The organism is Pseudomonas sp. LBUM1660 (assembly GCF_059695935.1).
In genome coordinates, this window is record NZ_CP166795.1 from 884,662 (window position 1) to 906,850 (window position 22,189).

Genomic DNA, 22,189 nt, shown 5'->3' on the forward strand with positions numbered 1-22,189 from the left:
GCAAAAAAAAGCCCGCGGGAGGGCGGGCAAACCGTAGTTTCTTGAATGAGCGAGGGCAATGTACCGGTTGGAGAGGGTTGAAGGGGTGAAGAAAAATTCATGTGGGTGGACCGCGTTATCCGCTTAGGGCAAATGATCTGCCGCAAAGTCTGCCTCGGAGCGAGCTTGTAACCGGCCTTTGCGGCAGGCCTGCTGGAATCGCTCAAAGTCTTGCTCATTCTGTGTTGCATAACTTTTCGCATACTTGAACAACGCGTCGGCCAGCGCATCGCTCTTACCGAAGTAACCGCTGATCTGCGCGGCCTGCCCGGACGATTTTGCATGGGCGCGGGCGAGGGCGCGTCCACAGACGCGACCATACGCGGCGAAGGTGTCCGCATCGAAAGTCTCGAGCTCGGCCGAGATTTTCATGTCGCGCAACTGCCGCACGTAGAAGTGTCGACCGCTGGGGCCGGTGGTCCAGCCGAGAAACAGGTCACTGGCCGACTGCATCAACCGCTGACCCTCGACCACCCGCTGACCGTTATGCCGCACTTTTGATTTCGTCTTTACGTAATCGGCCAGCACCGAACGCCGTGCTTCCTTGAATTGCAGGAACAGCGGGAACTCCTGATCGTCAGTCAGCAAGGCCACCAGACAACGGGTGCCAACACTGCCCACTCCCACCACTTTGAATGCCATGTCCTGGGCGTGAAAGCGTGAAAACAACGCTCGTCGGTCAGCCTGCAGCGTGCCGGGATATTCGCGCATGAAGGCGTCGAAGATCGGCCGCCAATCCGAGAGGCACAGCCAGTCATCGTCGGCATCCAGCAACGTGGTGTTTTTGTGCAGATGGAAAATTTCCGGCAGGTCATCGCGAATGATCAGTTGACCGTGTGCGTCACGCTCGCTGATTTTCGGCAGCAGCTCGGCGTGGGAGCGGCCCTCGGCTTTTTCGATGGCGCGTTCGATATGCTCGAGCGTTTTTTTGTTCGCCTGCTTGCGCAAGTCGTCGTAACGGATGGACTCGTACCAGGTTTCCAGCGAGCTTTGTTCGGCGCACTCAAGCATGGTTTCCTGATAGGCGGCGACCACTTCGCGGCAAACCGCTTCTTCGACCGTTTCGCCATGACGCAGATCGCGGGCGGCCACCACGATACTCGCCACCAGCCGTTTAACGTCCCATTCCCAAGGGCCGGGATGGACCTCGTCGAAGTCGTGGACGCCGAACAACAGATTGCGTTCGGGCGTGGCAAACCCGCCGAAATTCATCAGGTGGCAATCGCCGCAGATGGGCGAAGTCAGGCCCATGTTTGGCGTGGAGGCTAGATCGTGGGCCTGCAAAAGCGCGGTGCCGCGATAGAAGGTGAAGGGGGAGACGAGCATGCGGCCGTAGCGGAGTTCTACAAGGGATTTGATTCGGCCTTCGCTGGAGGCCTTGATCAGCGGGAGTGGGTCGCGGTTTGTTTTTCCCGTGGACGCTTGAGCATTGCGGGGGCAATTCTTGCGGGCATTCTTGCCTTGCTTCAAGCGTTCTTTTAGGGCTGTCATGGGAGCTCTTTTGGTGAGAGTGGGTCTTGTGGGGATTGAGTGTAGAAGGGCTGCGAGCATTCATCCCATGCTTTCAGTGTGCTTGACTCATGGATGCAGAAATGATTTGCCAATCCATCGGACTCAACAGTAAGTTACAGAAAGTGAAACCTTCTGTAGAGTCCTTGGGTATGCATCCACACTCAAAATCCACCCAGCCAATGGGACGGCTTCTTCAAAAACTGACCAGTTTGGCCAGCGAAGAACGCTATCTATTCACTCCAGACGATCTCAGATCATTGGTGCCCGATATTTCCGAAGGTGCCTACAAAACCTTATTGAGCCGCGCAGCTTCGGAAGGTCATCTGGCTCGGGTGTGCAGAGGGCTTTACCTGTTTGAAGCAGCCAAACCGTCCAGCGGATTGGTGCTGTTTCATGCCGCTGCCAGGCTACGAGCCAAGGAGTTCAACTACATCAGCCTTGAAACGGCATTGAGCGATAGCGGCGTTATTTCTCAGATCCCCATCAACTGGATCACGCTGATGTCTTCCGGTCGCAGCAGCACCATTTCATGCGGGCGCTGGGGCACCATCGAGTTCGTGCACACTCGCCAGAAACCTCAGGACCTGGTTGGCCTGGTTCACTATGACGCGCGTTGCCGCCTATGGCGGGCATCACCGCAACAAGCATTGCGGGACATGAAGGCCGCGAAACGAAACATGGATTTGATCGATTGGAGCGTCCCCAATGAGTTTGTTTGATGAACTGGTAGATGAAGCACTTAAAAACAAACAGGATCTGGCGCCATTGCGGGTCGTGGTGGAAAAGGAATTGCTGCACCACGACATCATGCTTGCACTGAGCTCTGCCGGCATGCTCGCCAAACTCACCTTCATCGGTGGAACCTGCTTGCGTGCCTGCTACGGCTCAAACCGCTTGAGCGAGGATCTGGATTTCACTGGTGGCGCTGACTTCAATCGGGAGAGTCTGACTGAGCTTGCTCACGTTCTTGTCTCAACGCTGAAAACCAAATATGGCCTTGAAGTTGAAGTCGGTGAGCCTGTTCGTGAGGAAGGGAATGTCGACACCTGGAAGCTGAAGGTTCAGACCCGACCCGGGCGCAAAGACCTTCCGGCGCAGCGCATCAACATAGATGTGTGCTCCATTCCAAGTTATCAGCCACAACCCATGTTGCTGTTGAATCCGTATGGCGTCGACATGGGCACGAGTGGCCTGATTTTGCAGGCAGAAACACGCGAAGAAATTTATGCCGACAAGATTGTGGCTTTTGCTCTGCGTCCTAATCGAATCAAGAACAGGGATCTCTGGGACATGGTCTGGCTGCGTCAGCAAGGCGTAACGCCGCAACTGGATTTGATTGGAAAGAAACTCAGCGATCATCACTGCGAGCAGGATGAGTTCTTGAGGTTGTTCAAGGAACGTTCAGAGCAGCTCGATTCTGATCCGAAAGTGGTGTTCGAGTTTCGCAAGGAGATGAATCGGTTTCTGCCAGCAGACTTGGTCGCGCAAACCGTTAATGAACCGGCGTTCTGGACGTTTTTGGTTGGACATATACGCGAGTTATATGTGACGACGGAGAAAGCGTTGACCGGAATGGATGGCGTCCAGGACTTTGGCTTCAAGATGTAAAGCCAGTAGTCATAAAAAATGGGCAACCTCAGTTAGGTCGCCCATTTTTTTTCTATGCCGAAACTTGAGCCTGCAATCTTCGCCCAACGACATCCATCAAATCGCAGCTATCGCGCAGTGATGTCACCAACACTCGCGCCAATTCACTGTGAACCCCCTCGCTCACGGCAAAGCTCTCCAGCAATTGAGTCGCCGTGCGGATGCGGTAAGCCGCGGTTTCATGCAGTACGTCCAGCGGTGCTTCGGTGTCGATCAGCAGCGACGCGATGGTGCAGTCGATGCCGGTGACGGGCATGTATCGATCCATGACAAAACCTCCATTCGGTAAAAGAGCGCGACCACTCAGTGGTGGCTGGCGGACGAAACTTCGGACAAGCCATCGGGCGGGTCGAGGTTGTCCAGCGCTCGGTTTACCAACAGTTCGCCCAGCACCGCCAATTGCTGAATCGCCAGTGCCACGTTGCGCCGCGAGCCTTCGAGTTCGCAGGCCAGTTCGGTGGTCATGACATTGAGCGAGGCCAGGGTTTCGCAGGCGTGAGCGAGCAAGGTTGGTGTGTCGACGTCGGGGAGGATGGTGAAAACGTGGCTGATGGGGTCGAGGTGATTTGGGTTGCGGAGGCGGGCGCTGATGGTTCGTTCGGTGGCTTTGGAGAGATCCGATAAGTCGGGCGACTCTTTTGCCGAGTCCGGCGGGTTGGGGCTGTGTTTTTTCATGGTGCTTCTCCGGTTTGTAAAAGGAGCTGCCATGCCCCTGCTGTCAAACAGGGAAGGGTGGCAGCCGTACGCGGGTTGACAGACCGGCAAACCAGAAAGCCGGTGCATCCGAAGATGCCCCACGCACAGCCGCCATGAAAAAACTGCACATGCGCAAGCATGCCGTTTTATCAGGACGAGTGAAAGTTTCTGGTTGTCAGCCTGTCAAAGCCGATCACTGATTTGCAGCGATACCCGAAGGCTATCGATGCAGAACCGCTTCCGCCAGTTCATGAAAGCCGATACGAGTTGCGGGACGTTTCCTAGGACGGACTACACGCCTCTCAGGCCCGCGTTCATACAAATAAAAAAAGCCCGGCGCTTGGCCGGGCTTCTTTATCAGAACCTTGAGTTAACCTCGTTTGGCTTCAGCTTCCATCATCACGAGGTTTTGCTGCTTGGTAGCCTCCGTCAGCACTTCACTGTAGACACGCTTTTTCTGCTCCGACTTGGCGTTACGAATAAAGTCGGCAAAGGGACTCTTGGTGCCCTTAGTAAAACCTAGCTTGATCGATATCATGAATGTGCTCCTGATCCTAACCCGAGCTGAGCCATTAAATCGGCTCGCGTGTGTCGCTCAGGGATACGGTAGTCAATTTTATCGACCCCAGCTTTGTAGAGACGTCTCGAATTGTCGATTTCCGGCGCCTAGCTATGGCTTTCTTATTCGATCGCGCAAAATAGATAGCTTCGTCTCGCATGAGCTGTTCAGCAGGAGTCATTTGTTCATTCCTGTGCTAAGCAAAATGTCAGGGGGAATAGAAAACGACGACGAATCTGTTTGGACGAAAGAATAACGATTTGCTTACAAAGCTCCAGTTCATGACAATCGCCAAAACTTGAAGGAAATCTCCTAGGACCGTATACCGACCTTGTGCAGGCTCTACAGTTACCGAATGCTCAATACTCCATAACCTCACCCCCCCGCAAAACCCACCCCGCCTCCCAAGGCACCAACCTGTACTGAATCTGCCGCATCTTCCCCGTTCTCCCGGCCCCGGCATCCGCACTTTCATAAACCGGAAACCGCCGCACCAACGCGTTCTCTACCACCGCAAACTCATCCTCGCCCTGATAGCCCTCGGCTGCTTTCGCGTCCTCACTCACCGGCGGAAGATAAATTTCGCTAAGCGATTTTTTGCGATTCGCCGAATACGCCACGAGCTCACCTGGCAATCCGCGTCCCGGTGATCGGGCGAAGACGTAAAGCTCTGGCGAACCATCCCGATTAAGGTCCGCCACCTCTGCCCGGACGATGTTTCCCGTCAATGGCCGTGTGATGTCTGAATTATTGGTCTCCAGCCCTTGAGGCGAAATGCGCAGCACGCGATTGTCAATGATTCCCTCGGTCGCTACATGAAACCGAATCCCCTGCAATTCCAGGGTTTGGTCGAACGGCCGAGTGCTATCGGTGGCATCAGCGGGGCTGAGGCTTAATGAAAGGTTGTAGTTCGCCACTTCATTGCGCCGTGCAGCGTTGCGCATGAGGTAGACCTGAACCGTGTACTCACCATCGGCGGGCAACGGCCCCAAGAAGTGATTGCCCATGATCGAGCCGTTGTACAGCGCATAGTCCGCGCCTTTGGCGGTGATGTTGAAGTAAGCCGATGCATTGGAGGGCTTGAGGTCGACGGTCAGTATTTGACCCGCCTTCGCCCTCATACGGTATTGCGCGGTGAGCGGGCCCTGGATGGACTGGTTGAACTCGACGGCTTCGGCGCCTTTGTCGAAAGCGACTCGTTCGACCCGCGGCGTAACTTTGGTGACCGCCTGTGCAGATAGGGAAACCATGGCCGCAAGGGCGGCGGCAAGCCAGATGTTCATGTTTGTTTTCCTGCAAGAGCGCAAGCGCTCAATAGCCCGACCCACGATTGATTACAGCTCATCTGATCGATTCGTGTGCTTGAAATGATGCTGACTCCGTAATCGACGTCGGCTGCAATCCCGCATCGAACAGCGTAAACCCGGCCGCCAGGCAGCCTGTTTCGGTCGCAAGTCTGCATAACTCTAAGGCGTGGCGAAGCTCGACGCCGAGAAGGGCTTGAGGCATGGCGTGAGTTCCGGTCTAAACGTAGTTTGACGGCCTGCGGTGGCAATTGTATGACAGCTTGTAGCCAATAAATGTCGCCAAATAAATGACGTTTTTAGTGGAAAACACCGCTCGGCGATAAGTTAGACAAAGTATTGACAGTGCCAATCCGATCTCCCATTATCAGCCGCGTTTTGATGGCCTTGCGCCATAGAACCGGCGGACTTTAATCACTCGTATCCGCTCTAATGTTCAGGGAGATATTTCATGTTTGTTGAGCGAATACTGGTGACTGGCGGTGCAGGGTTTATTGGCTCGCACCTTGTAGAAGCGTTGCTTGGCAAAGGCTACAAGGTTCGCGTGCTGGATAATTTGTCGACCGGCAAGGTCAGCAATCTGCCGATGGATAATGCCAATCTGAACCTGGTCATTGGTGATGTCGCGGACGGCGCCGTCGTGGCGCAGGCCATGCGAGATTGCGGTGCTGTCGTTCACCTGGCCGCGGTGGCCTCGGTGCAAGCGTCGGTGGATGATCCGGTCAGCACTCATCAAAGCAACTTCGTCGGCACCCTAAACGTGTGCGAAAGCATGGTGAAGGCCGGGATCAAGCGCGTGGTATTCGCTTCCAGCGCGGCCATCTACGGCAACAACGGCGAAGGCACGGCGATTCACGAAGACACGCCAAAATCCCCGCTCACGCCGTATGCCAGCGACAAACTGGCCAGCGAGCAATACCTTGATTTCTATCGCCGCGAGCATGGCCTGGAACCGATGATCTTTCGGTTCTTCAACATCTTCGGCCCGCGCCAGGATCCGTCATCGCCGTACTCCGGCGTGATCAGCATCTTTACCAAGCTGGCCATGGCCGAGCAGTCGGTGGCGATTTTCGGTGACGGTTCGCAGACCCGCGACTTCGTCTATGTCCAGGACCTGGTGAGCATTCTCGTGCAGTCCCTGGAAGTCAGTGAACCGGCCCCCGGCGCGGTAAACGTTGGCCTGAGTCGTTCCACCAGCCTCAACGATCTGATTGCCGAATTGGGCACCGTCACCGGCAGCCCGTTGAAGGTGATTCATCACGCGCCACGTCAAGGCGACATTCGCCATTCGCGCGCCAACAACAGTCGCCTGCTGGAGCGTTTCAAGCTTCCGGAACCGACCGCCATCGGCAAGGGGCTGTCGCAGCTTATTCGCAGCCTGTAACCCGGCCGGTTTCACTGTCCGACATCCAAGCAGTATCGGTTCAGTCCATTCAAGAGTGAGTTATGGAAATCGTTTTTCGCAGGACGCGTGTCCGCGCGGCCGCTAATCGGCTGCTCGCCGCTTTAGCGTTGTTCGTGAGCGGGCCCACCGTCCAGGCCGCTGCATTGCCGCAACCCGCTAGCGTAGTTTTCTGGTACGCCGATCAACCGCCCATTTCAGAATTGGCTCAGTTCGACTGGTCGGTGGTCGAGCCGGGGCATATGACCGCGGGCGACGTCAAAACCCTGCGCAAACTGGGCAGCCAACCGTTCGCCTACCTGTCGGTGGGCGAGTTCAATGGCGGCAAGGCCGAACTCGACAAAGCCTCCCTCACCGGTGCGGTCAGCCCAGTGCGTAATGGCGCGTGGGACAGCCAAGTCATGGACCTCACGGCGCCCGCCTGGCGTGAACACCTGTTCGGCCGAGCCAAGGCATTGCAGGCCGAAGGCTACGCCGGGTTGTTTCTCGATACCCTCGACAGCTTCCAGTTGCTGCCGGAGTCGGCGCGAGAAAAACAGCGTCTGGCACTCGCCGGTTTCCTGCGGGAATTGCACCAGCGTCAGCCTAACCTGAAGCTGTTTTTCAACCGTGGCTTTGAAGTGTTGCCCGACCTCGATGGCGTGGCCGCCGCGGTGGCGATCGAATCCATTCACGCCGGCTGGGACGCTTCCGCCAAGCGTTATCGCCCTGTACCGGAAGCCGACCGCGAGTGGCTGGAAACGCAGATCCAGCCGTTGCGCGCCAAAGGCATTCCGCTGGTCGCCATCGACTACTTGCCGCCAGAACGCCGCGATGAAGCGCGCAAACTGGCCGCGCGTCTGCGCGAAGAGGGCTTCATTCCCTACATCGGTACGCCTGAGCTGGACTCGATGGGCATCAGCAGCATCGAAATCCAGCCGCGCCGAATCGCGCTGCTTTACGATCCGCGCGAAGGCGATCTGGTGCGCAACGCCGGGCACACTTTGCTCGGCGGTTTGCTCGAATACCTAGGCTACCGGGTCGATTACCTGCCCGTCGACAGTTCGCTGCCGGAGCACCGTTTTAGCGGTTTGTACGCCGGGATCGTTACCTGGATGACCAGCGGCCCGCCGCAGGACGCGTCGGCTTTCAATAGCTGGATCGGCAAACGTCTGGACGAACAGGTTCCGGTGGTGTTCTTTTCCGGCCTGCCGATTCAAGACCCGCTGCTGCTCAAGCGCCTGGGCTTGAACCGCTCGGCGCCGATCGGCACTCAGGCCTTGACCATCAGTTATCAGGACAAGGCGCTGATCGGCGCCTTCGAAGCGCCGGTACAGCCCCGATCCCGTGACCTGACCGCGATTTCCCTGCTGCCCAAAGGTCCGAAAGCCGCGTTACTGCTGACCGCTGCCGACGGCCAGACATTTGCCCCGGTGGCGGTAGCCGATTGGGGCGGCGTCGCCCTTGCGCCCTACCTTCTTGAAACGAACAACGAGCGCAGCCGCTGGATTCTCGATCCGTTCGCTTTCCTCCAGGCCAGCTTGCGTCTGCCGGTTCAGCCACGCCCCGACACGACCACCGAAAACGGCCGCCGCATCGCCACCGTGCACATCGACGGCGATGGTTTTCCGTCGCGCGCCGAAGTGCGCGGCACGCCGTATGCCGGCAAGCAGGTGCTCGACGATTTCATTCGACCCAACCCGTTCCTGACCTCGGTGTCGATCGTTGAAGGCGAGATTTCACCGCGCGGCATGTTCCCGTTCCTGGCTCGCGAACTGGAGCCCATTGCCCGTGAGTTGTTTGCCAACCCGAAAGTCGAAGTCGCCACCCACACCTTCAGCCATCCGTTTTTCATGCAGCCGGAAGTGGCGCAGAAACGTGAGAATTTCAACCCGGAATACGGCTTGAAAATGGCCATCCCGGGCTACGACAAAATCGATTTCCGTCGCGAGATTTTTGGCTCGCGCGATTACATCAACCAGCAGCTCACCACCCCGGAAAAACCGGTGAAGCTGGTCTTCTGGCCGGGCGATGCCTTGCCCTCGGCAGCGACCCTGAAGCTGGCCTACGACGCGGGTCTGAAAAACGTCAACGGCGCCGAGACCCTGCTGACCAAGGCCAATCCGTCGCTGACCGGCCTCAATCCATTACTGCGCCCCACCGAAGGCGGCTTGCAGTACTACGCGCCGATCATCAACGAGAACCTCTACACCAACCTGTGGAAGGGGCCGTATTACGGTTTCCGCGATGTGATCGATACCTTCGAACTCACCGACAGCCCACGGCGCTTGCGCGGTCTGCACCTGTATTACCACTTCTATTCGAGCACCAAGCAGGCCTCGATCAAGGTGATGAACGAGATTTACGGCTACATGAAGGACCAGCAGCCGATGTCGCTGTGGATGAGCGACTACCTCGATCGTGTGCACGGTTTGTATCAGGCCAGTCTGGCGCGCACCGCCGAGGGCGACTGGCAGGTTCGCGGCATGGACGCACTGCGTACCCTTCGACTCGACCCGCAAATGGGCTGGCCGGATCTGCTGCGTTCGCAAGGCGTCGCCGGTGTTCGTGACTTGCCGCAAGGCCGGTATGTGGCGTTGAGCAGCGACCAGGCGTTGCTGGTGTTGCGTCCCAATCGGGATGAACGGCCGGCGCTGGAGGAGGCCAACCTGCCGTTGCTGGACTGGAAATATGTGGATGAAAAACACGTGAGCTTTTCGTTTGCCGGGCAAGTCGACCTGACCTTCTCTGTGCGCTCGGCGAGCAGCTGCCGGGTGGAAGTGGATGGGCAAACTTTTGCAGGCAAGGCATCCGCCGGCCTGTGGACTTTTCAATTACCAATGAAGCAGGTGAGTCATGGTCAGCTCTACTGCATCTAACTCCTCTGCAACTAAAAGCCGCCGCCTGCTCAATCCCTGGGCATTGGCGGTGGTAGCGGTGGCAGTGGGCGGCCTGTTGTGGCTGACGTTCCAGCGCGAAGAAGTGTTCCAGCCCGATGGCCGCGAGCCGGATGCGGTCTCGGCCAATTACGCCGAACTGCTGCTGGCCGCGCACCCGGATGACGATCACCTGCGCTTGCAACTGGTTGATCTGTTGATTCGTCTCGGCGACTACCCGAAAGCGCGTCAGCACCTCGAGAACTGGCCGAAACCGGTCGTCGAGTTGCAGGCCTATTACCGGCTGGAACTCGATGCATTGGAAGCGGCGAAAGCCAATGATCCGATCGCGCAGAAAGCCTTGATCGAGCGCCTGCAAAGCTTCGATCACCGCCTGTTGCCGCTGCCGCAACTGCACAACCTGGCCAAGCTGGCGCTCACGCTACAGGCGCCGGCGTTTGCGGCCAGCGTCTACGAAGAAATCGCCGATCGTGATCCAGGCCAGCGCATCGCTTCGCTCAAGTCCGCCGCGCAGTGGTACCTGGCCGGTGAGCAACCTGGCCGCGCCGCCGACATTTATCTGCTGCTCAAGCAAGACAGCCAGCAAGCGTCCGAGCGTCGTGAATACGCGCAACTGGCGTTCAACAGTCTGTTGGCCGCCGGCCGTGGTGAACAGGCCGCGCGCGTACTGGCCGATGAACTGGATCAGCTCAAGGATCCGCAAACCGATTCGGCATGGCTGGAGCAGGGCGTCGACGTTGCCGTTGGCAGCAAGCGCTTTGATCTGGCGCAGCGCTTTCTGGATCAGTGGCGCGTGTTGCAGCCGGACAACCCACAAATCCTGCGCAAGGAGTTCAGCATGCGCCTGGCCCTCGGCGACCTGGCCGGTGCCTGGGACAGTGGTCAGCAGCTGGTGGCTGAGCACCCGGATGACTTGGCGTTGCTTGAGCAAATGGCGCATCTTGGCGAATGGCGTGGCGACAGTCAGGCTGCCTTGGGCTACTGGATTCGCCTGCTTAAACTGCACGAAGACCCGCAAACCCGTGAACACGCCTGGCGTCTGGCGAGCCAGCAGTACGACTTTGACCAAGCGATTCCCTTGCTCGCCGAGATCATGAAGCAACGTGCACTGACCGACGTTGAACTCGATGCGCTGATCTACGCTCACGAATCCCGCGGCACGCCGACGCAAGCCGAAGCCTGGTTGCACGCCTACTTGCGCAAGCACCCGGCGCATCGCCTGGCCTGGTCACGCCTGCTGCAAAACCTGGAAAACACCGGGCAGTTCGCGCAGAAAGCCGAGGTTTACCAGCGTTACTCGAAACGCTTCGCGCTGACCATGACCGAGCGCATCGACTGGGCCAATACCGACCTGAAGCTGTTTGATAATCAGGAGGCGTGGGACGTGTTGCAGGTCGATAACCGCAAGATCACCGATGCGGGCTACTGGCGCTTGCGCGCGGCACTGGCTTGGGATCTGGAACTCGACGGCGAGTTGCAGGTTTCCCTGGAAAAACTCCTCGCCCTCAAAGGCTCGCTCAACAGCGGCGACGAAAGTCAGCTGATTACGATGTATCGCACCAGCGATCCGAAGCGGGCGCTGACCATGATGGTCGGCAGTTGGCACCGCACCCGGGATCCGCAGCGTCTGGTTGAATCCTTGCAGCAAGCCCAGGAATTGCAGGACTGGCCGCAAGTGGTCGCGCTGCTCAAAGACGCCGAACAATACCCGGACGCCAACGAACAAGCACAAGTGCTGGCGATTCGCGGTGCGTTGGCGGTTCAGCAGGGAAATATCGACGAGGCGCAGCGCTTGTACCTGCTGGGCCTGTCGCGTTTCCCGGATGACAACCTGTTCCGCGAGCGCCTGATGTGGCTGTACGTCGATCAAGGCAACACCGCCGCGCTCAAGCCCTTGCTGACCGAATGGAAACCCCAGGCGCGTCAGGACCGAATCCTCTGGTTGCCGTTCGCCAGTGCCAGCCAGATGCTCGGTCGCGATGCCGAAGCGTTGGCCTGGTATCGCATGTACCTCAAGAACAGTCCGCAGGATTGGCTGGTGCGTGCGGCCTACGCCGATGCCCTCGAAAGCGCCGGTTATCAGGACGCAGCCCAACGGTTGCGCCTGAAGCTGCTGCGCAGTCCCGAAGGCGAAAACATTCAGCCGTCGTCTCAGCGTTACGCGATCTGGTTGCGTTTGATGGCCAGCAGTTATTCGCCGGCCAAGGCACAGCAGGAAGTCGCGAAGTGGAAGGACGGCTCGCCGGCGATGCTGCAATTGTGGTTCGAGCGGTTGCTGGCGCGTCTCGACGCGACGAACCAGGAATCGCAGAAAGACCAGTGGCTGGAGTGGGCGCGCAGCCAAGGCTTGAAGGTCCAGCGTTACGAAGAAATCCAGCAGGCGTTGCGCAGCCGTAACAAGGCGCAAGTCGAAACGCTGTTGGCCAGTAGCGACCTCAATCCGGCGCAACGCGCCCAGGCCTTGAGTCGTCTCGGCCGCTTCGACGAAGCCCTCGATCTCAGTCAGTCCGCCCTGGGTGACGATCAACCGGCCGCCGTGCGCGAGCAGTTGCGCCGTCAGGCTGTTGAGCTGCAGGAATTGACGCCGCAAGGCGCGCAGCTGTCCTGGCATCAACAGGATTTCGGTGGCCTGGAATTCAACGCCCCGCGCCTGCAAATCGCGCACAACCTTGGCGCCCAGTGGTACGCCAATCTGGAGCTGGAAAATGGCACCTACAACAGCGATCAGTTGATCGAATCGCGCATGGGTGATGAGCGCAACGCTGCGCTGACCCTGCAACGTTCGGTGGAGGACGGCGGCTACAAGCTGTTTGCCGACACCAGTCAGCGCGATGACGACGACCGAAATGGCCTGGGCGTGTCCCGGACCTGGCAATTGAGCGCCAGTGACCAGATCGAGACCGGTCTGGACTGGCATCGAAAAAGCGAAGACAGCGGCCTGATGCGCGCGTTCGGCCAGCACGACAGTGTGTGGGTCGGCGGTCGTCACGGGCTCTCGGCGCGGGATCAGATCAGCTGGGAAGTGGCACAGAAATCGTTCTCGACGCGTGCGGGCGATTCTCTGGGCAACGGCCAGGCGCTGAAGATGGAATACAACCACACGCTGGAATTTGCCGGACCTAACTGGACCGTGCGCAGTGGTGTCGATTATCAGCACAACAACGTCAAGGACCGCACCCTGGACTATCTGTCCAGCGCCAACGACGGCCCGGTGAAAAGTGTTGATGACTCGGACGACCCCGCGGTCGTGACGGCCAACGATCTGCTGCAAAGCCGTTACGGCCAACTGTATGTCGGCAGTTCATGGCGTCGCGGTTTGCCGGGCGCGCTGGTGCGCACTCGCCCGCAATACACCTGGCTGGTGGACGTGACGGCGGGCTGGCAATGGCTGGATCAAACCTTCAACTACGGCATCAACACCGGGATCGGCGTCGAAGTGCTGGGCGGTGACGAATTGGCCCTCACCGTAGGCTACCAATCCGCGCCACAAGGCGGGGACGGTCAGGCAGGCGGAACACTGGGTGTGAGCTACGGCGTGCGATTCGGACGCTGATCATGAAATGTTTACGGGAGAAAAACTGATGCAAGCAATTCGTAATCTGAGCCTGGCTCTGGCCGTCCTGTTCGTCGCCGGTTGCGCCAGCTTCACCGGCGACACCAGCCCTGATTTTTCGCGTACTGCGAAGTGGGGCACTGTGCCGATGATCAACTACTCGCAAACCCCGCAAGCCGGCGAACGCGCCGAGCAGATCCTGCTCAGCGTGCTCAGCAGCCACGGTCTGCAACCACGGGTTTACCCGGGCAGTACTCAGGGCGAACAAGCACTGATGGACGACAACGAACGCCTGGCCGGAGCCCTCGATTGGGCCCGTGATCAGAAGCTCGATTATGTGGTCGCCGGCAGCGTTGAAGAGTGGCAGTACAAGAACGGTCTGGATGGCGAACCGGCAGTCGGCATCAGCCTGCGCGTGCTCGAAGCCAGCAGCGGTCGTGTGCTCTGGAGCAAAAGCGGCGCGCGTGCGGGCTGGTCCCGTGAAAGCCTCGCCGGCACCGCGCAAACGGTGCTCGACACACTTGTTGGCGCCCTTCGGTTCGAGTGAATGCAATGAATTCTCCTCACATGGATTACAGCCTCGCGCCGCGTGCCAGCGGCCCGGTGTCTTGGCTGGAAACGCTGTTGGTCACCGGCGCGGCGATTGGCCTGGGCTTGTGGCTGACCCCGCAAGACCCGTTGCAAATGCACGCCGGTTTTCCCTGGCCGGTGCTGGCGCCGCTGCTGTTGGGCGTGCGCTACGGGTTCGTGCGCGGCTTGCTCAGCGCCAGCCTGTTGGTGGCGGCACTGTTTGCGCTTCGCTATATCGGGCATGAAGCCTACGCGCAGCTGGATCCGTCGTTTATTGTCGGCGTGCTGGTCAGCGGCATGCTGGTGGGCGAGGTTCGCGATCTGTGGGAACGGCGCTTGCAGCGTCTGCAGATGGCCAACGATTACCGTCAGTATCGACTCGACGAATTCACCCGCGCGCACCAGATTCTGCGGGTCTCCCACGACCTGCTGGAGCAGCGTGTAGCGGGCAGCGATCAAAGTTTGCGCAGCTCCTTGCTGGGCTTGCGCGACAAGCTGCGGGTGATGCCGGACGAAGGCGATGCACTGGCCGCGCTGGCCGACCCGATCGTGGCCATGCTCGGACAGTACGGTGCGCTGCGCGTGGCCGGGTTGTATCGCGTCGATGAGCGTGAAGAGAACGTATTGCCCGAAGCTCTGGCGACCATCGGCATCATGGGGCCGCTGGGCACCGAAGACGGTCTGGTCAAGTTGTGCCTGGAGCGCGGTGAGCTGGTCAGCGTGCGGCAGGAACTGATTGATGCCGGCAGCTCGGCGCAGTTCTCGTCGTTGCAGGCGTGTATTCCGCTGATCGATGCCGAAGGTCGTTTGCTGGCCATTCTGGCGGTGCGGCAGATGCCGTTCTTCGCTTTCCAGGATCGCACCCTGAGCCTGTTGGCATTACTCGCCGGGCACATCGCCGACCTGCTGCGCCGCGACCCGCAAGTGCTGCAACTGGCCGACGCCGATGCGCAGCAGTTCACCCTGCAACTCAAGCGTTCGCTGGTGGATGTCGAGCAGCACAAACTGGCTGCCGGTCTTTTTGCCTTCGAAATGACCCGTCCCAACGAAGAGCTGTCGCGTCTGTTCGAACGCAGCCAGCGTGGCCTCGACCTGCAATTGCCGCTGCGTAACAACCGCGATCATCAGCTGTTGCTGGTGCTGTTGCCGTTGACCAGTCCGCAAGGCACCGAAGGCTATCTGGCGCGGATGAACCTGATGTTGCACGAGCACTTTGGCATTGAAAGCAGCCTCGACAGCCTCGGCGTGCGCGTGTTGCCGTTCAACCTGGAGCCTGGCTGTGAACGCAACGGGCTGCGTAATTTCCTGTTCAACGAGTGTGGCCTGAATGATCAGCAAGTGGCTGTTTAGCGGAGCCTTGTTGTTAGAGGCGGGCAGTTGGGCCAGCTTGTGGCTCGCGGCGCCCGAGTTACAACAATTGCTGGTGTTTACCCTCAGCCACGGCCTGGCGTGCGTGATGTTGTGCGCGGCCGTGTGGCTGTTGCTGCCGGCGCGTTACCGTTCGCCGCTGCCGTGGAGCCCGCTGTTTATTTTCAGCCTGGCGTTCTTCGTGCCAGTACTCGGCGCGGTCGGCGTGGTGGCGGCGATCTTCCCGGCGCTGTACCTGCCGCGCAAACGCGACAAGCAAGCGTGGCAAGCGGTGGGCATCCCGAAACTGCCGTTCCGCGCGCAGTTGCAACTGCACTCGCCGATCTTTGCCGATGGCGGTTTGCAGGATGTTTTACGGCATGCGCCCGATCCGGATCAGCGTCTGGCGGCGCTATTGGCTACTCGGCGCATGCCCGGCAAAGAAGCGGTGCCGATCCTCAAACTGGCCCTCGGTGACCCAAGTGACGATGTGCGCCTGCTGGCGTATTCGATGCTCGACAAGCAGGAAAGCGATATCAACCTGCACATCCAGATCGCACTCGGCGAACTGACCGACGCCAACACCAAGGCGGCGGGAGCGCTGCACGGCAGGCTGGCGCGCTGGTATTGGGAGCTGGCGTACCTGGGCCTGGCGCAAGGCAGTGTGCTCGACCATGTGCTGACCCAGGCCAGCGAACATGCCGAGCAAGGCTTGAAAGCGGGCGAGGGCGGTGAGCTGTTTCTGCTGGCCGGGCGCATTGCGCTGGAGCGTGGAGACGTCGAGCGTGCCGAAGTGCTGCTCAGTCAGGCGCAAGAGAACGGCATGGGCGCGGCGCAGGTGCTGCCGTTTCGTGCGGAGCTGGCGTTCGAGGCCGGTCGTTACCACGAAATTCCCGGTTTGCTCGCCCGTCTTCCCGAGGAAACCCGTCAGCGGCCGCCGTTCGCCGCATTGGTCAGGAGCTGGACATGAGTCACAAGGAACAGGCACCGGTTGCCGACATCTGTCTGCTGCTCGAAGGCACCTGGCCTTACGTGCGTGGCGGCGTTTCCAGCTGGATTCAACAGATGATCCTCGGCCTGCCGGAACTGACCTTTTCGGTGATGTTCATCGGCGGCCAGCGTCAGGCCTATCCGACCCGGCGCTACGAAGTTCCGGCGAACGTGCTGCACATCGAAGAAGTGTTTCTCGAAGATGCGACCCATCCGACCGGCAGACTGGTGGTGCCTCGCGAGGCCGACGAACAGCAGTTGCAGGATTTATATCGCTTCCTGCATCACCCGGACGCGCCAGACCCGGCCCTGGGCGAACGCTTGCTCGACTGCATCGCCCAGGGCCGCATGACCCTCGACGACGTGCTGCGCAGCCGGGCCAGTTGGGAGTCGTTGAGCGAAGGTTATCGCCAGCATTGCGCCGACCCGTCCTTCGTCAATTATTTCTGGACCCTGCGCGCGATGCAGTCGCCGTTGCTGATGCTCGCCGAAGCCGCGCAACGGATGCCGAAGGCGCGGGTGCTGCATTCGATTTCCACCGGGTACGCGGGCTTTCTGGGCTGCATCCTCAAGCAGCGCTGGAACTGCACTTATTTGCTCAGCGAACACGGGATCTACACCAAGGAACGCAAGATCGACCTGGCCCAGGCCAGCTGGATTGCCGAGAGTTCCGGTCAGGCGCTGAACCGCAGCCTCGATGCCGGCTCGGGTTACATCCGCACGTTGTGGGTGCGTTTCTTCGAGCGCATCGGCCAGCTGACGTACAACAGCGCCGACAACATCATCGCGCTCTACGACGGCAACCGTCAGCGCCAGATCAAGGACGGCGCCCTCGCGGCCCGCACCCAAGTCATTCCGAACGGCATCGACCTGCCGGTGTGGACCGCGGCCCTGGAATCCCGCGCTCACGGCATCGCGCCGGTGGTCGGTTTGATCGGCCGTGTGGTGCCGATCAAAGACGTGAAAACCTTTTTGCGGGCGATGCGCGGCGTGATCAGCGCCATGCCGCAGGCCGAAGGCTGGATCGTCGGCCCGGAAGAGGAAGACCCGGAGTACGTCAGCGAATGCCGCAGCCTGATGGCCAGCCTGGGCCTGGAGGGCAAGGTGCATTTTCTTGGCTTCCAGCGCATTCAGGACATCCTGCCGAAACTCGGCCTGATGGTGCTGACCTCGATCAGTGAAGCGCAGCCGCTGGTGATCCTCGAAGCCTGGGCCGCCGGTACGCCGGTGGTCAGCAGCGACGTGGGTTCGTGCCGCGAGCTGATCGAAGGCGGCAGCGCTGAAGACCGCGACCTCGGCCACGCCGGCAAAGTGGTGGCGATTGCCGACCCACAAGCCACATGCACGGCGATCCTTGAACTGTTGCGCAGCCCGCGCCGCTGGCAGGCCGCCCAGGCCAGCGGCTTGTCGCGGGTTACTCGTTATTACACCGAAGCCTTGATGCTGCAGCGTTACCGCGACCTGTATCAAGCCGCCATGGAGAACAGCTAAATGGCCGGTATTGGCTTTGAACTGCGAAAAATCCTTTCCCGCGATTCCTACACCGCGACCTTGCACGCCTACGTCTACGCCGGGCTGATTAGTTCCGGGCCGTGGGTGTTGTCGATCATCAGCGTGATGCTGGTGGGCATCATCAGCATCGGCCTGCTGCTGCCGAACATACTGGTCGGGCAGTTCCTGGTGACGGTGACGTACCTGATGGCCACCTCGTTGATCCTGACGGGCGGCTTGCAGCTGTTCTTCACGCGCTTCGTCTCCGACCGCTTGTTCGAGCACAAGTACGATCAGATCCTGCCCAACCTGTTGGGCGTGTTGTTGCTGGTCACCCTCGGCGCCGGACTGCTGGGCATTGTGGTGCTGGGCCTGTTATTCGACGAGCCGCTGATTTACCGCGTGCTGGTGTTGGCGAACTTCGTGGTGCTGTGCAACTTGTGGCTGGTGATCATCTTCCTCTCGGGGATGAAGGCCTATAACCGCATTCTGCTGGTGATGCTGGTGGGTTACACGCTGATGGTCGCGAGCGCCTACCTGCTGAGCTTTTTGCAGATGCCGGGCTTGCTGCTGGCGCTGTTGATCGGGCACAGCACGCTGCTGTTTCTGTTCCTCTACGACATCCTGCGCGAGTACCGCGCCGAGAAACTGATCGCCTTCGATTTCCTCGACCGGCGCAACGTGTTCCTCAGCCTGCTCGCCACCGGTTTCTTCTACAACCTGGGGATCTGGATAGACAAATTCCTGTTCTGGTTCAATCCCGGTACCTCCAACGAAATCGTCGGCCCGCTGCGCGCCTCGATCCTTTACGACTTGCCGATCTTCCTCGCGTACCTGGCGATCATCCCTGGCATGGCGGTGTTCCTGGTGCGCATCGAGACTGATTTTGCGGAGTGGTACGACCGCTTGTTCCGGGCGATCCGCGAGGGGGAAACCCTGCAGCACATCGGGCAGCTCAAAACCGAAATGACCTTGTCGATCCGCCAGGGTCTGCTGGAAATCTGCAAGGTCCAGGGGCTGACGGCGGTGCTGTTGTTCCTGTTCGCGCCGCGCCTGCTGGACTGGCTGGGCATCTCCAGTTATTACCTGCCGCTGTTCTACATCGACCTGATCGGTGTGAGCATTCAAGTGGTGTTCATGGCGTTGCTCAACGTGTTCTTTTACCTCGACAAGCGCACCGTAGTGCTTGAGTTGTGTGTGCTGTTTGCGGTGTTGAACGCGATGCTGACGCTGTTCAGCATGTACCTGGGGCCAAGCTTCTTCGGGTACGGGTTTACGCTGTCGTTGCTGATCTGTGTATTGCTGGGTTTACACAGGCTTTCAACGGCGCTGGAAGATCTGGAGTACGACACGTTTATGTTGTCTCGCTGACGGTTGTTTCGGGCGTGAAAAAGGCACTGGCGGTTACCCGCTCAGTGCCTTTTTTTCGTCCGACTGACGTCACTTGTGAGTCTGGGTTGCGCTGCTAGGCTTGAACTCCCGGCCCCATCATCTGTTGCTTCCAATCAGGAGTCACGATCATGAGCACTGCACTGGAAACCGTCCTATACACCGCAAAAACCCACACCGTCGGCGGCCGCACCGGCACCGGAAAATCCAGCGATGGCGAGTTGGACGTCAAATTCAGCTCGCCCGGCTCGGGCAAGCCGGGCACGAATCCGGAGCAACTGTTTGCGCTGGGGTATTCCGCCTGTTTCATCGGTGCGATACAGGTGGCGGCGGGCAAGATGAAAATCAAATTGCCGGAAGACACGTCGGTGGATGCCGAGGTGGATCTGGGTAAAACCGGTGCTGGGGACTTTCAATTGGCGGTCAGGTTGAACGTCAATTTTCCCGGGTTGGAGGAGGGGGTGAAACGGGAACTGGCTGAGGCTGCGCATCAGCTCTGCCCGTATTCGCGGATGACGCGGGGGCATGTGTCGGTGGATTTGAAAGTCCTTTAACTCCCAACCACGCACCGGACTGCTTTTGTGGGAGTGAGCCTGCTCGCGATAGCGATTGTTTGTTCAACATGGATGTCGACTGACACACCGCCATCGCGAGCAGGCTCGCTCCCACAATGAATCAACTGTGTGGCGCAGATTTCGGCACGACAACGTTGTCCAGCATCCGATTCACCGCCAGTTCCGCCAGCATCACAATCTGCTGAATCGCCATCGCCGTGTGTCGATGCGGCCCTTCCAGATACCCCGCAAAATCACCCGCCATCACACTGGCCTGGGCCAACGATTCACAGGTATGGGCCAACAGGTCTTCGTCCTTGATATCCGGCGCAACGAGAAACATCGTGCTCGGCTTGCGGGCTACGGGGGATTTCAGGGCGTAGGGATTGAGGTAGTGATTGAGCGCGCGGTCGGCGGCGTCGTGGAGTTTTTTGGAATCGAGGGATTCGTAGGGGGAAACGTCATCGGCTTCGGGAGTGGGTAATTTTTCTTTCGACATTGGGAAGCTCCGTATCTCGTCTGGACTACTGAATAGCTCCTACCTCGGGTTTCCAGGCCCGGTCGTTGATGTGCAGCGACCGACAAAGCCTATCCGCTCATCTTCCTACCCGACAACCGCCAGGACCTGTCGGAAACATCCCCAAGATTCATGGCGTCTGTAGGACTCCAGGCCTTGTCCGAAGCCCCAACCCCAAACTTCAACCCGCCCCAATTCCAGCCCTTCGACTGCTTCGTATAGCAGCCCGCCTGATTCTTGGGCTCGGTATCACAGGCAGTTCGCCCGTTCTTATTGGTGTCAGTGGTGTGAGTTAGTGACAGCTTTGGCATTGGGGAGGGGGCGGTGGGTTGAGCCGGGTTTATGTGGGCTGAGGGCGGTTGGTTCAACAGGGCTAGGGGTATAGAAAAGCCTTCCTACCGAGCTGGTCAAAAATTAGTGCCAAGACTGCCGCAAAGCAAAATGGAGGGAAAAGTAAGCGGAGAGCCCAGATTTAGCGGGCTCCTTGGCACTAACCGAACAACGTCTAAATCCAGCCTCCCGCCCATACCACTCGACCAACAATGTGAAGATCGTTCAGTTGCTCTTTGGGCACAACCATATCCCTGTAAGCCTTGTTCTCACTGATGATATTGATTGACCCGTCGAACTGGCGTTGCAGGCGCTTCGCGTACAGATGGTCATCGAGTTGAATAACGTAGACAGCTTCGCCCTCAAGCATGCTTCGTCCATGGTCAATAAGGACAGTATCGCCATCACTTAAAAGCCCTTCCATCGAATCACCGTCAACTCGGATAGCTGACAGCCGGGACGGTTCCAAGCCTTTCTTGCGAATGGAATACGCTGTGAAGGCGAGCATAGCTAGGATTTTCGCGTCCGCATTCCACGATCCATGCCCCCCACTGCAATACGTATCGTAGAGAGGGACATAGACATAGGTGTCCTCATCCCATGAGGCTGTGGCTGTCCCTTTGTGCTTGTCGCCCTCTCCCGATGCTAGCCACCCGAGATCCACTCCAACGGCCTTAGCGATCTCCACACATCTAGCCACTTTTGGCTCGCTACGGCCGGTCATGTAGTACTCCAGCGTGCGCCTAGGGATAGATGTGATTCTAGCCAGCTCATCGCCACTTCCGGCCAACTCTGCGCACTGACGTACGCGTCCCGCTATCCCTTCATTCATTTCGTTTCCCCCTGTGGGGAATACGAAAGAGCTTGTTTAGGGAAAGCGAAATTTCGCTTCAAAAGGAAAGCTATATATTTCAATGACATAGCAATAAGCATCCTCATACAAAGCCAAAACGGAAAGCGAAATGACACTTTTCGCTTTACCGCATGGAAACAAGTGGCTATGTTTATGCCGAAGGTGACGTTAGACACCCAAAAAAAGCCACCCTTCCCGGTGGTTAAAAATGGACGCATGGCATGAACAAAACCGAAATCCCCATCAGCCCAGCCCAACGCTGGGAATGGATCAAGTATCAACTACGTGCCCATGGCACATCTTTAGCAATGCTTGCCCGCGACCTTGAAGTATCAGACACCGCTGTCAAGAACGCCAAACGGACCGCTTACCCACGGATGGAGCGAGCAATTGCTAAAGCTTTAGGTCTCGATCCCATCGACTTGTGGCCAGATCGATGGAACGCAAACGGCACTCCCTTTCGTATCCGCGCACAACGTGCCGAGACCAACGCAACTTATAGCCAAGAGCATAACCTAGCTTATGACCTTCGGCACCGTAAAACCGGTACGGAGGGATAG

19 protein-coding genes and 1 pseudogene are annotated in these 22,189 nt (G+C 58.8%); 12 read left to right on the forward strand and 8 right to left on the reverse strand.

Translation table 11 applies throughout. The features are described from left to right. Positions 1-123: 123 nt before the first annotated feature. Positions 124-1,530 (reverse strand): DUF2252 domain-containing protein, encoded by a 1,407-nt coding sequence (locus tag ACA068_RS03965; RefSeq protein ID WP_497307778.1) that lies wholly within the window; start codon positions 1,528-1,530, stop codon positions 124-126. Between the two features lie 89 nt (positions 1,531-1,619). On the opposite strand from ACA068_RS03965, the gene abiEi reads away from it, so the two are divergent. Together abiEi and ACA068_RS03975 are read left to right on the forward strand one after the other, a co-directional pair. Next, the gene (gene abiEi, locus ACA068_RS03970) at positions 1,620-2,270 is read left to right on the forward strand and encodes a type IV toxin-antitoxin system AbiEi family antitoxin (protein ID WP_497307780.1); all 651 of its coding nucleotides are present in this window, start codon (positions 1,620-1,622) and stop codon (positions 2,268-2,270) included. After that, a complete protein-coding gene (locus ACA068_RS03975; RefSeq protein ID WP_497307782.1) occupies positions 2,257-3,159 on the forward strand; it encodes a nucleotidyl transferase AbiEii/AbiGii toxin family protein in 903 nt (300 codons plus the stop codon). Before abiEi ends, ACA068_RS03975 begins: the two co-directional genes overlap by 14 nt. Before the next feature lie 52 nt (positions 3,160-3,211). Here ACA068_RS03975 and ACA068_RS03980 read toward each other — a convergent pair whose 3' ends face one another. From ACA068_RS03980 to ACA068_RS04000, 5 genes and pseudogenes are all read right to left on the reverse strand, one after another. Continuing rightward, a complete protein-coding gene (locus ACA068_RS03980) occupies positions 3,212-3,466 on the reverse strand; it encodes a hypothetical protein (protein WP_497307784.1) in 255 nt (84 codons plus the stop codon). Positions 3,467-3,501: 35 nt separating this feature from the next. Then, a complete protein-coding gene (locus ACA068_RS03985) occupies positions 3,502-3,873 on the reverse strand; it encodes a DUF6124 family protein (RefSeq protein ID WP_497307786.1) in 372 nt (123 codons plus the stop codon). A gap of 391 nt (positions 3,874-4,264) precedes the next feature. After that, positions 4,265-4,432, reverse strand: a complete 168-nt coding sequence (locus tag ACA068_RS03990) for a hypothetical protein (RefSeq protein ID WP_172792220.1) — start codon at positions 4,430-4,432, stop codon at positions 4,265-4,267. A 380-nt stretch (positions 4,433-4,812) separates the two neighbouring features. Beyond that, positions 4,813-5,736, reverse strand: a complete 924-nt coding sequence (locus ACA068_RS03995) for a hypothetical protein (RefSeq protein WP_497307788.1) — start codon at positions 5,734-5,736, stop codon at positions 4,813-4,815. A gap of 94 nt (positions 5,737-5,830) precedes the next feature. Next, a pseudogene (locus ACA068_RS04000) lies at positions 5,831-5,947 on the reverse strand (hydrolase); the annotation flags it as partial. Positions 5,948-6,208: 261 nt separating this feature from the next. Here ACA068_RS04000 and ACA068_RS04005 point away from each other — a divergent pair. From ACA068_RS04005 to ACA068_RS04045, 9 genes are all read left to right on the forward strand, one after another. Beyond that, positions 6,209-7,141: an NAD-dependent epimerase/dehydratase family protein gene (locus ACA068_RS04005; RefSeq protein ID WP_497307789.1), complete on the forward strand. Its 933-nt coding sequence runs from the start codon at positions 6,209-6,211 to the stop codon at positions 7,139-7,141. Positions 7,142-7,203: 62 nt separating this feature from the next. Further along, positions 7,204-10,017: a bifunctional glycoside hydrolase/polysaccharide deacetylase family protein gene (locus ACA068_RS04010; RefSeq protein WP_497307791.1), complete on the forward strand. Its 2,814-nt coding sequence runs from the start codon at positions 7,204-7,206 to the stop codon at positions 10,015-10,017. Continuing rightward, on the forward strand, positions 9,995-13,588 hold the full coding sequence (locus tag ACA068_RS04015; RefSeq protein WP_497307793.1) for a tetratricopeptide repeat protein: 3,594 nt from the start codon (positions 9,995-9,997) through the stop codon (positions 13,586-13,588). Before ACA068_RS04010 ends, ACA068_RS04015 begins: the two co-directional genes overlap by 23 nt. Before the next feature lie 28 nt (positions 13,589-13,616). Then, entirely contained in the window at positions 13,617-14,135 is a 519-nt protein-coding gene (locus tag ACA068_RS04020; RefSeq protein WP_497307795.1) for a penicillin-binding protein activator LpoB, read from the forward strand. 5 nt (positions 14,136-14,140) lie between these two features. Beyond that, positions 14,141-15,508 carry a PelD GGDEF domain-containing protein gene (locus ACA068_RS04025; RefSeq protein WP_497307797.1) on the forward strand — a complete coding sequence of 456 codons (1,368 nt, stop codon included), beginning with the start codon at positions 14,141-14,143 and terminating at the stop codon, positions 15,506-15,508. Continuing rightward, complete coding sequence (locus ACA068_RS04030) at positions 15,486-16,475, forward strand: tetratricopeptide repeat protein (RefSeq protein ID WP_497307799.1); 990 nt, start codon at positions 15,486-15,488, stop codon at positions 16,473-16,475. The genes ACA068_RS04025 and ACA068_RS04030 overlap by 23 nt, the downstream gene beginning before the upstream one ends. After that, positions 16,472-17,986 (forward strand): GT4 family glycosyltransferase PelF, encoded by a 1,515-nt coding sequence (pelF, locus tag ACA068_RS04035; RefSeq protein ID WP_497307801.1) that lies wholly within the window; start codon positions 16,472-16,474, stop codon positions 17,984-17,986. The genes ACA068_RS04030 and pelF overlap by 4 nt, the downstream gene beginning before the upstream one ends. Continuing rightward, positions 17,987-19,357, forward strand: coding sequence for an exopolysaccharide Pel transporter PelG (gene pelG, locus ACA068_RS04040; protein WP_497307803.1), 1,371 nt, complete (start codon positions 17,987-17,989; stop codon positions 19,355-19,357). A gap of 149 nt (positions 19,358-19,506) precedes the next feature. Next, entirely contained in the window at positions 19,507-19,929 is a 423-nt protein-coding gene (locus ACA068_RS04045) for an organic hydroperoxide resistance protein (protein WP_497307805.1), read from the forward strand. A 121-nt stretch (positions 19,930-20,050) separates the two neighbouring features. Here ACA068_RS04045 and ACA068_RS04050 read toward each other — a convergent pair whose 3' ends face one another. Together ACA068_RS04050 and ACA068_RS04055 are read right to left on the reverse strand one after the other, a co-directional pair. Then, the gene (locus tag ACA068_RS04050) at positions 20,051-20,428 is read right to left on the reverse strand and encodes a DUF6124 family protein (protein ID WP_497307806.1); all 378 of its coding nucleotides are present in this window, start codon (positions 20,426-20,428) and stop codon (positions 20,051-20,053) included. A gap of 523 nt (positions 20,429-20,951) precedes the next feature. Continuing rightward, on the reverse strand, positions 20,952-21,608 hold the full coding sequence (locus tag ACA068_RS04055) for an XRE family transcriptional regulator (RefSeq protein ID WP_497307808.1): 657 nt from the start codon (positions 21,606-21,608) through the stop codon (positions 20,952-20,954). Positions 21,609-21,850: 242 nt separating this feature from the next. Here ACA068_RS04055 and ACA068_RS04060 point away from each other — a divergent pair, with 242 nt between their 5' ends. Then, positions 21,851-22,189 (forward strand): helix-turn-helix domain-containing protein, encoded by a 339-nt coding sequence (locus tag ACA068_RS04060; RefSeq protein WP_497307810.1) that lies wholly within the window; start codon positions 21,851-21,853, stop codon positions 22,187-22,189.

What these genes read in the sequence shown, in the direction of transcription:
- ACA068_RS03975 (WP_497307782.1), top strand. Translation starts at nt 2,257, where the DNA reads ATGAGTTTGTTTGATGAACTGGTAGATGAAGCACTTAAAAACAAACAG.
- pelG (WP_497307803.1), top strand. Translation starts at nt 17,987, where the DNA reads ATGGCCGGTATTGGCTTTGAACTGCGAAAAATCCTTTCCCGCGATTCC.
- ACA068_RS03995 (WP_497307788.1), bottom strand. Translation starts at nt 5,736, where the DNA reads ATGAACATCTGGCTTGCCGCCGCCCTTGCGGCCATGGTTTCCCTATCT.
- ACA068_RS04010 (WP_497307791.1), top strand. Translation starts at nt 7,204, where the DNA reads ATGGAAATCGTTTTTCGCAGGACGCGTGTCCGCGCGGCCGCTAATCGG.
- ACA068_RS04045 (WP_497307805.1), top strand. Translation starts at nt 19,507, where the DNA reads ATGAGCACTGCACTGGAAACCGTCCTATACACCGCAAAAACCCACACC.
- ACA068_RS04015 (WP_497307793.1), top strand. Translation starts at nt 9,995, where the DNA reads ATGGTCAGCTCTACTGCATCTAACTCCTCTGCAACTAAAAGCCGCCGC.
- ACA068_RS04055 (WP_497307808.1), bottom strand. Translation starts at nt 21,608, where the DNA reads ATGAATGAAGGGATAGCGGGACGCGTACGTCAGTGCGCAGAGTTGGCC.
- ACA068_RS03980 (WP_497307784.1), bottom strand. Translation starts at nt 3,466, where the DNA reads ATGGATCGATACATGCCCGTCACCGGCATCGACTGCACCATCGCGTCG.
- ACA068_RS04005 (WP_497307789.1), top strand. Translation starts at nt 6,209, where the DNA reads ATGTTTGTTGAGCGAATACTGGTGACTGGCGGTGCAGGGTTTATTGGC.
- abiEi (WP_497307780.1), top strand. Translation starts at nt 1,620, where the DNA reads ATGGATGCAGAAATGATTTGCCAATCCATCGGACTCAACAGTAAGTTA.
- pelF (WP_497307801.1), top strand. Translation starts at nt 16,472, where the DNA reads ATGAGTCACAAGGAACAGGCACCGGTTGCCGACATCTGTCTGCTGCTC.
- ACA068_RS04030 (WP_497307799.1), top strand. Translation starts at nt 15,486, where the DNA reads ATGATCAGCAAGTGGCTGTTTAGCGGAGCCTTGTTGTTAGAGGCGGGC.
- ACA068_RS03985 (WP_497307786.1), bottom strand. Translation starts at nt 3,873, where the DNA reads ATGAAAAAACACAGCCCCAACCCGCCGGACTCGGCAAAAGAGTCGCCC.
- ACA068_RS03990 (WP_172792220.1), bottom strand. Translation starts at nt 4,432, where the DNA reads ATGATATCGATCAAGCTAGGTTTTACTAAGGGCACCAAGAGTCCCTTT.
- ACA068_RS04025 (WP_497307797.1), top strand. Translation starts at nt 14,141, where the DNA reads ATGAATTCTCCTCACATGGATTACAGCCTCGCGCCGCGTGCCAGCGGC.
- ACA068_RS04060 (WP_497307810.1), top strand. Translation starts at nt 21,851, where the DNA reads ATGAACAAAACCGAAATCCCCATCAGCCCAGCCCAACGCTGGGAATGG.
- ACA068_RS03965 (WP_497307778.1), bottom strand. Translation starts at nt 1,530, where the DNA reads ATGACAGCCCTAAAAGAACGCTTGAAGCAAGGCAAGAATGCCCGCAAG.
- ACA068_RS04020 (WP_497307795.1), top strand. Translation starts at nt 13,617, where the DNA reads ATGCAAGCAATTCGTAATCTGAGCCTGGCTCTGGCCGTCCTGTTCGTC.
- ACA068_RS04050 (WP_497307806.1), bottom strand. Translation starts at nt 20,428, where the DNA reads ATGTCGAAAGAAAAATTACCCACTCCCGAAGCCGATGACGTTTCCCCC.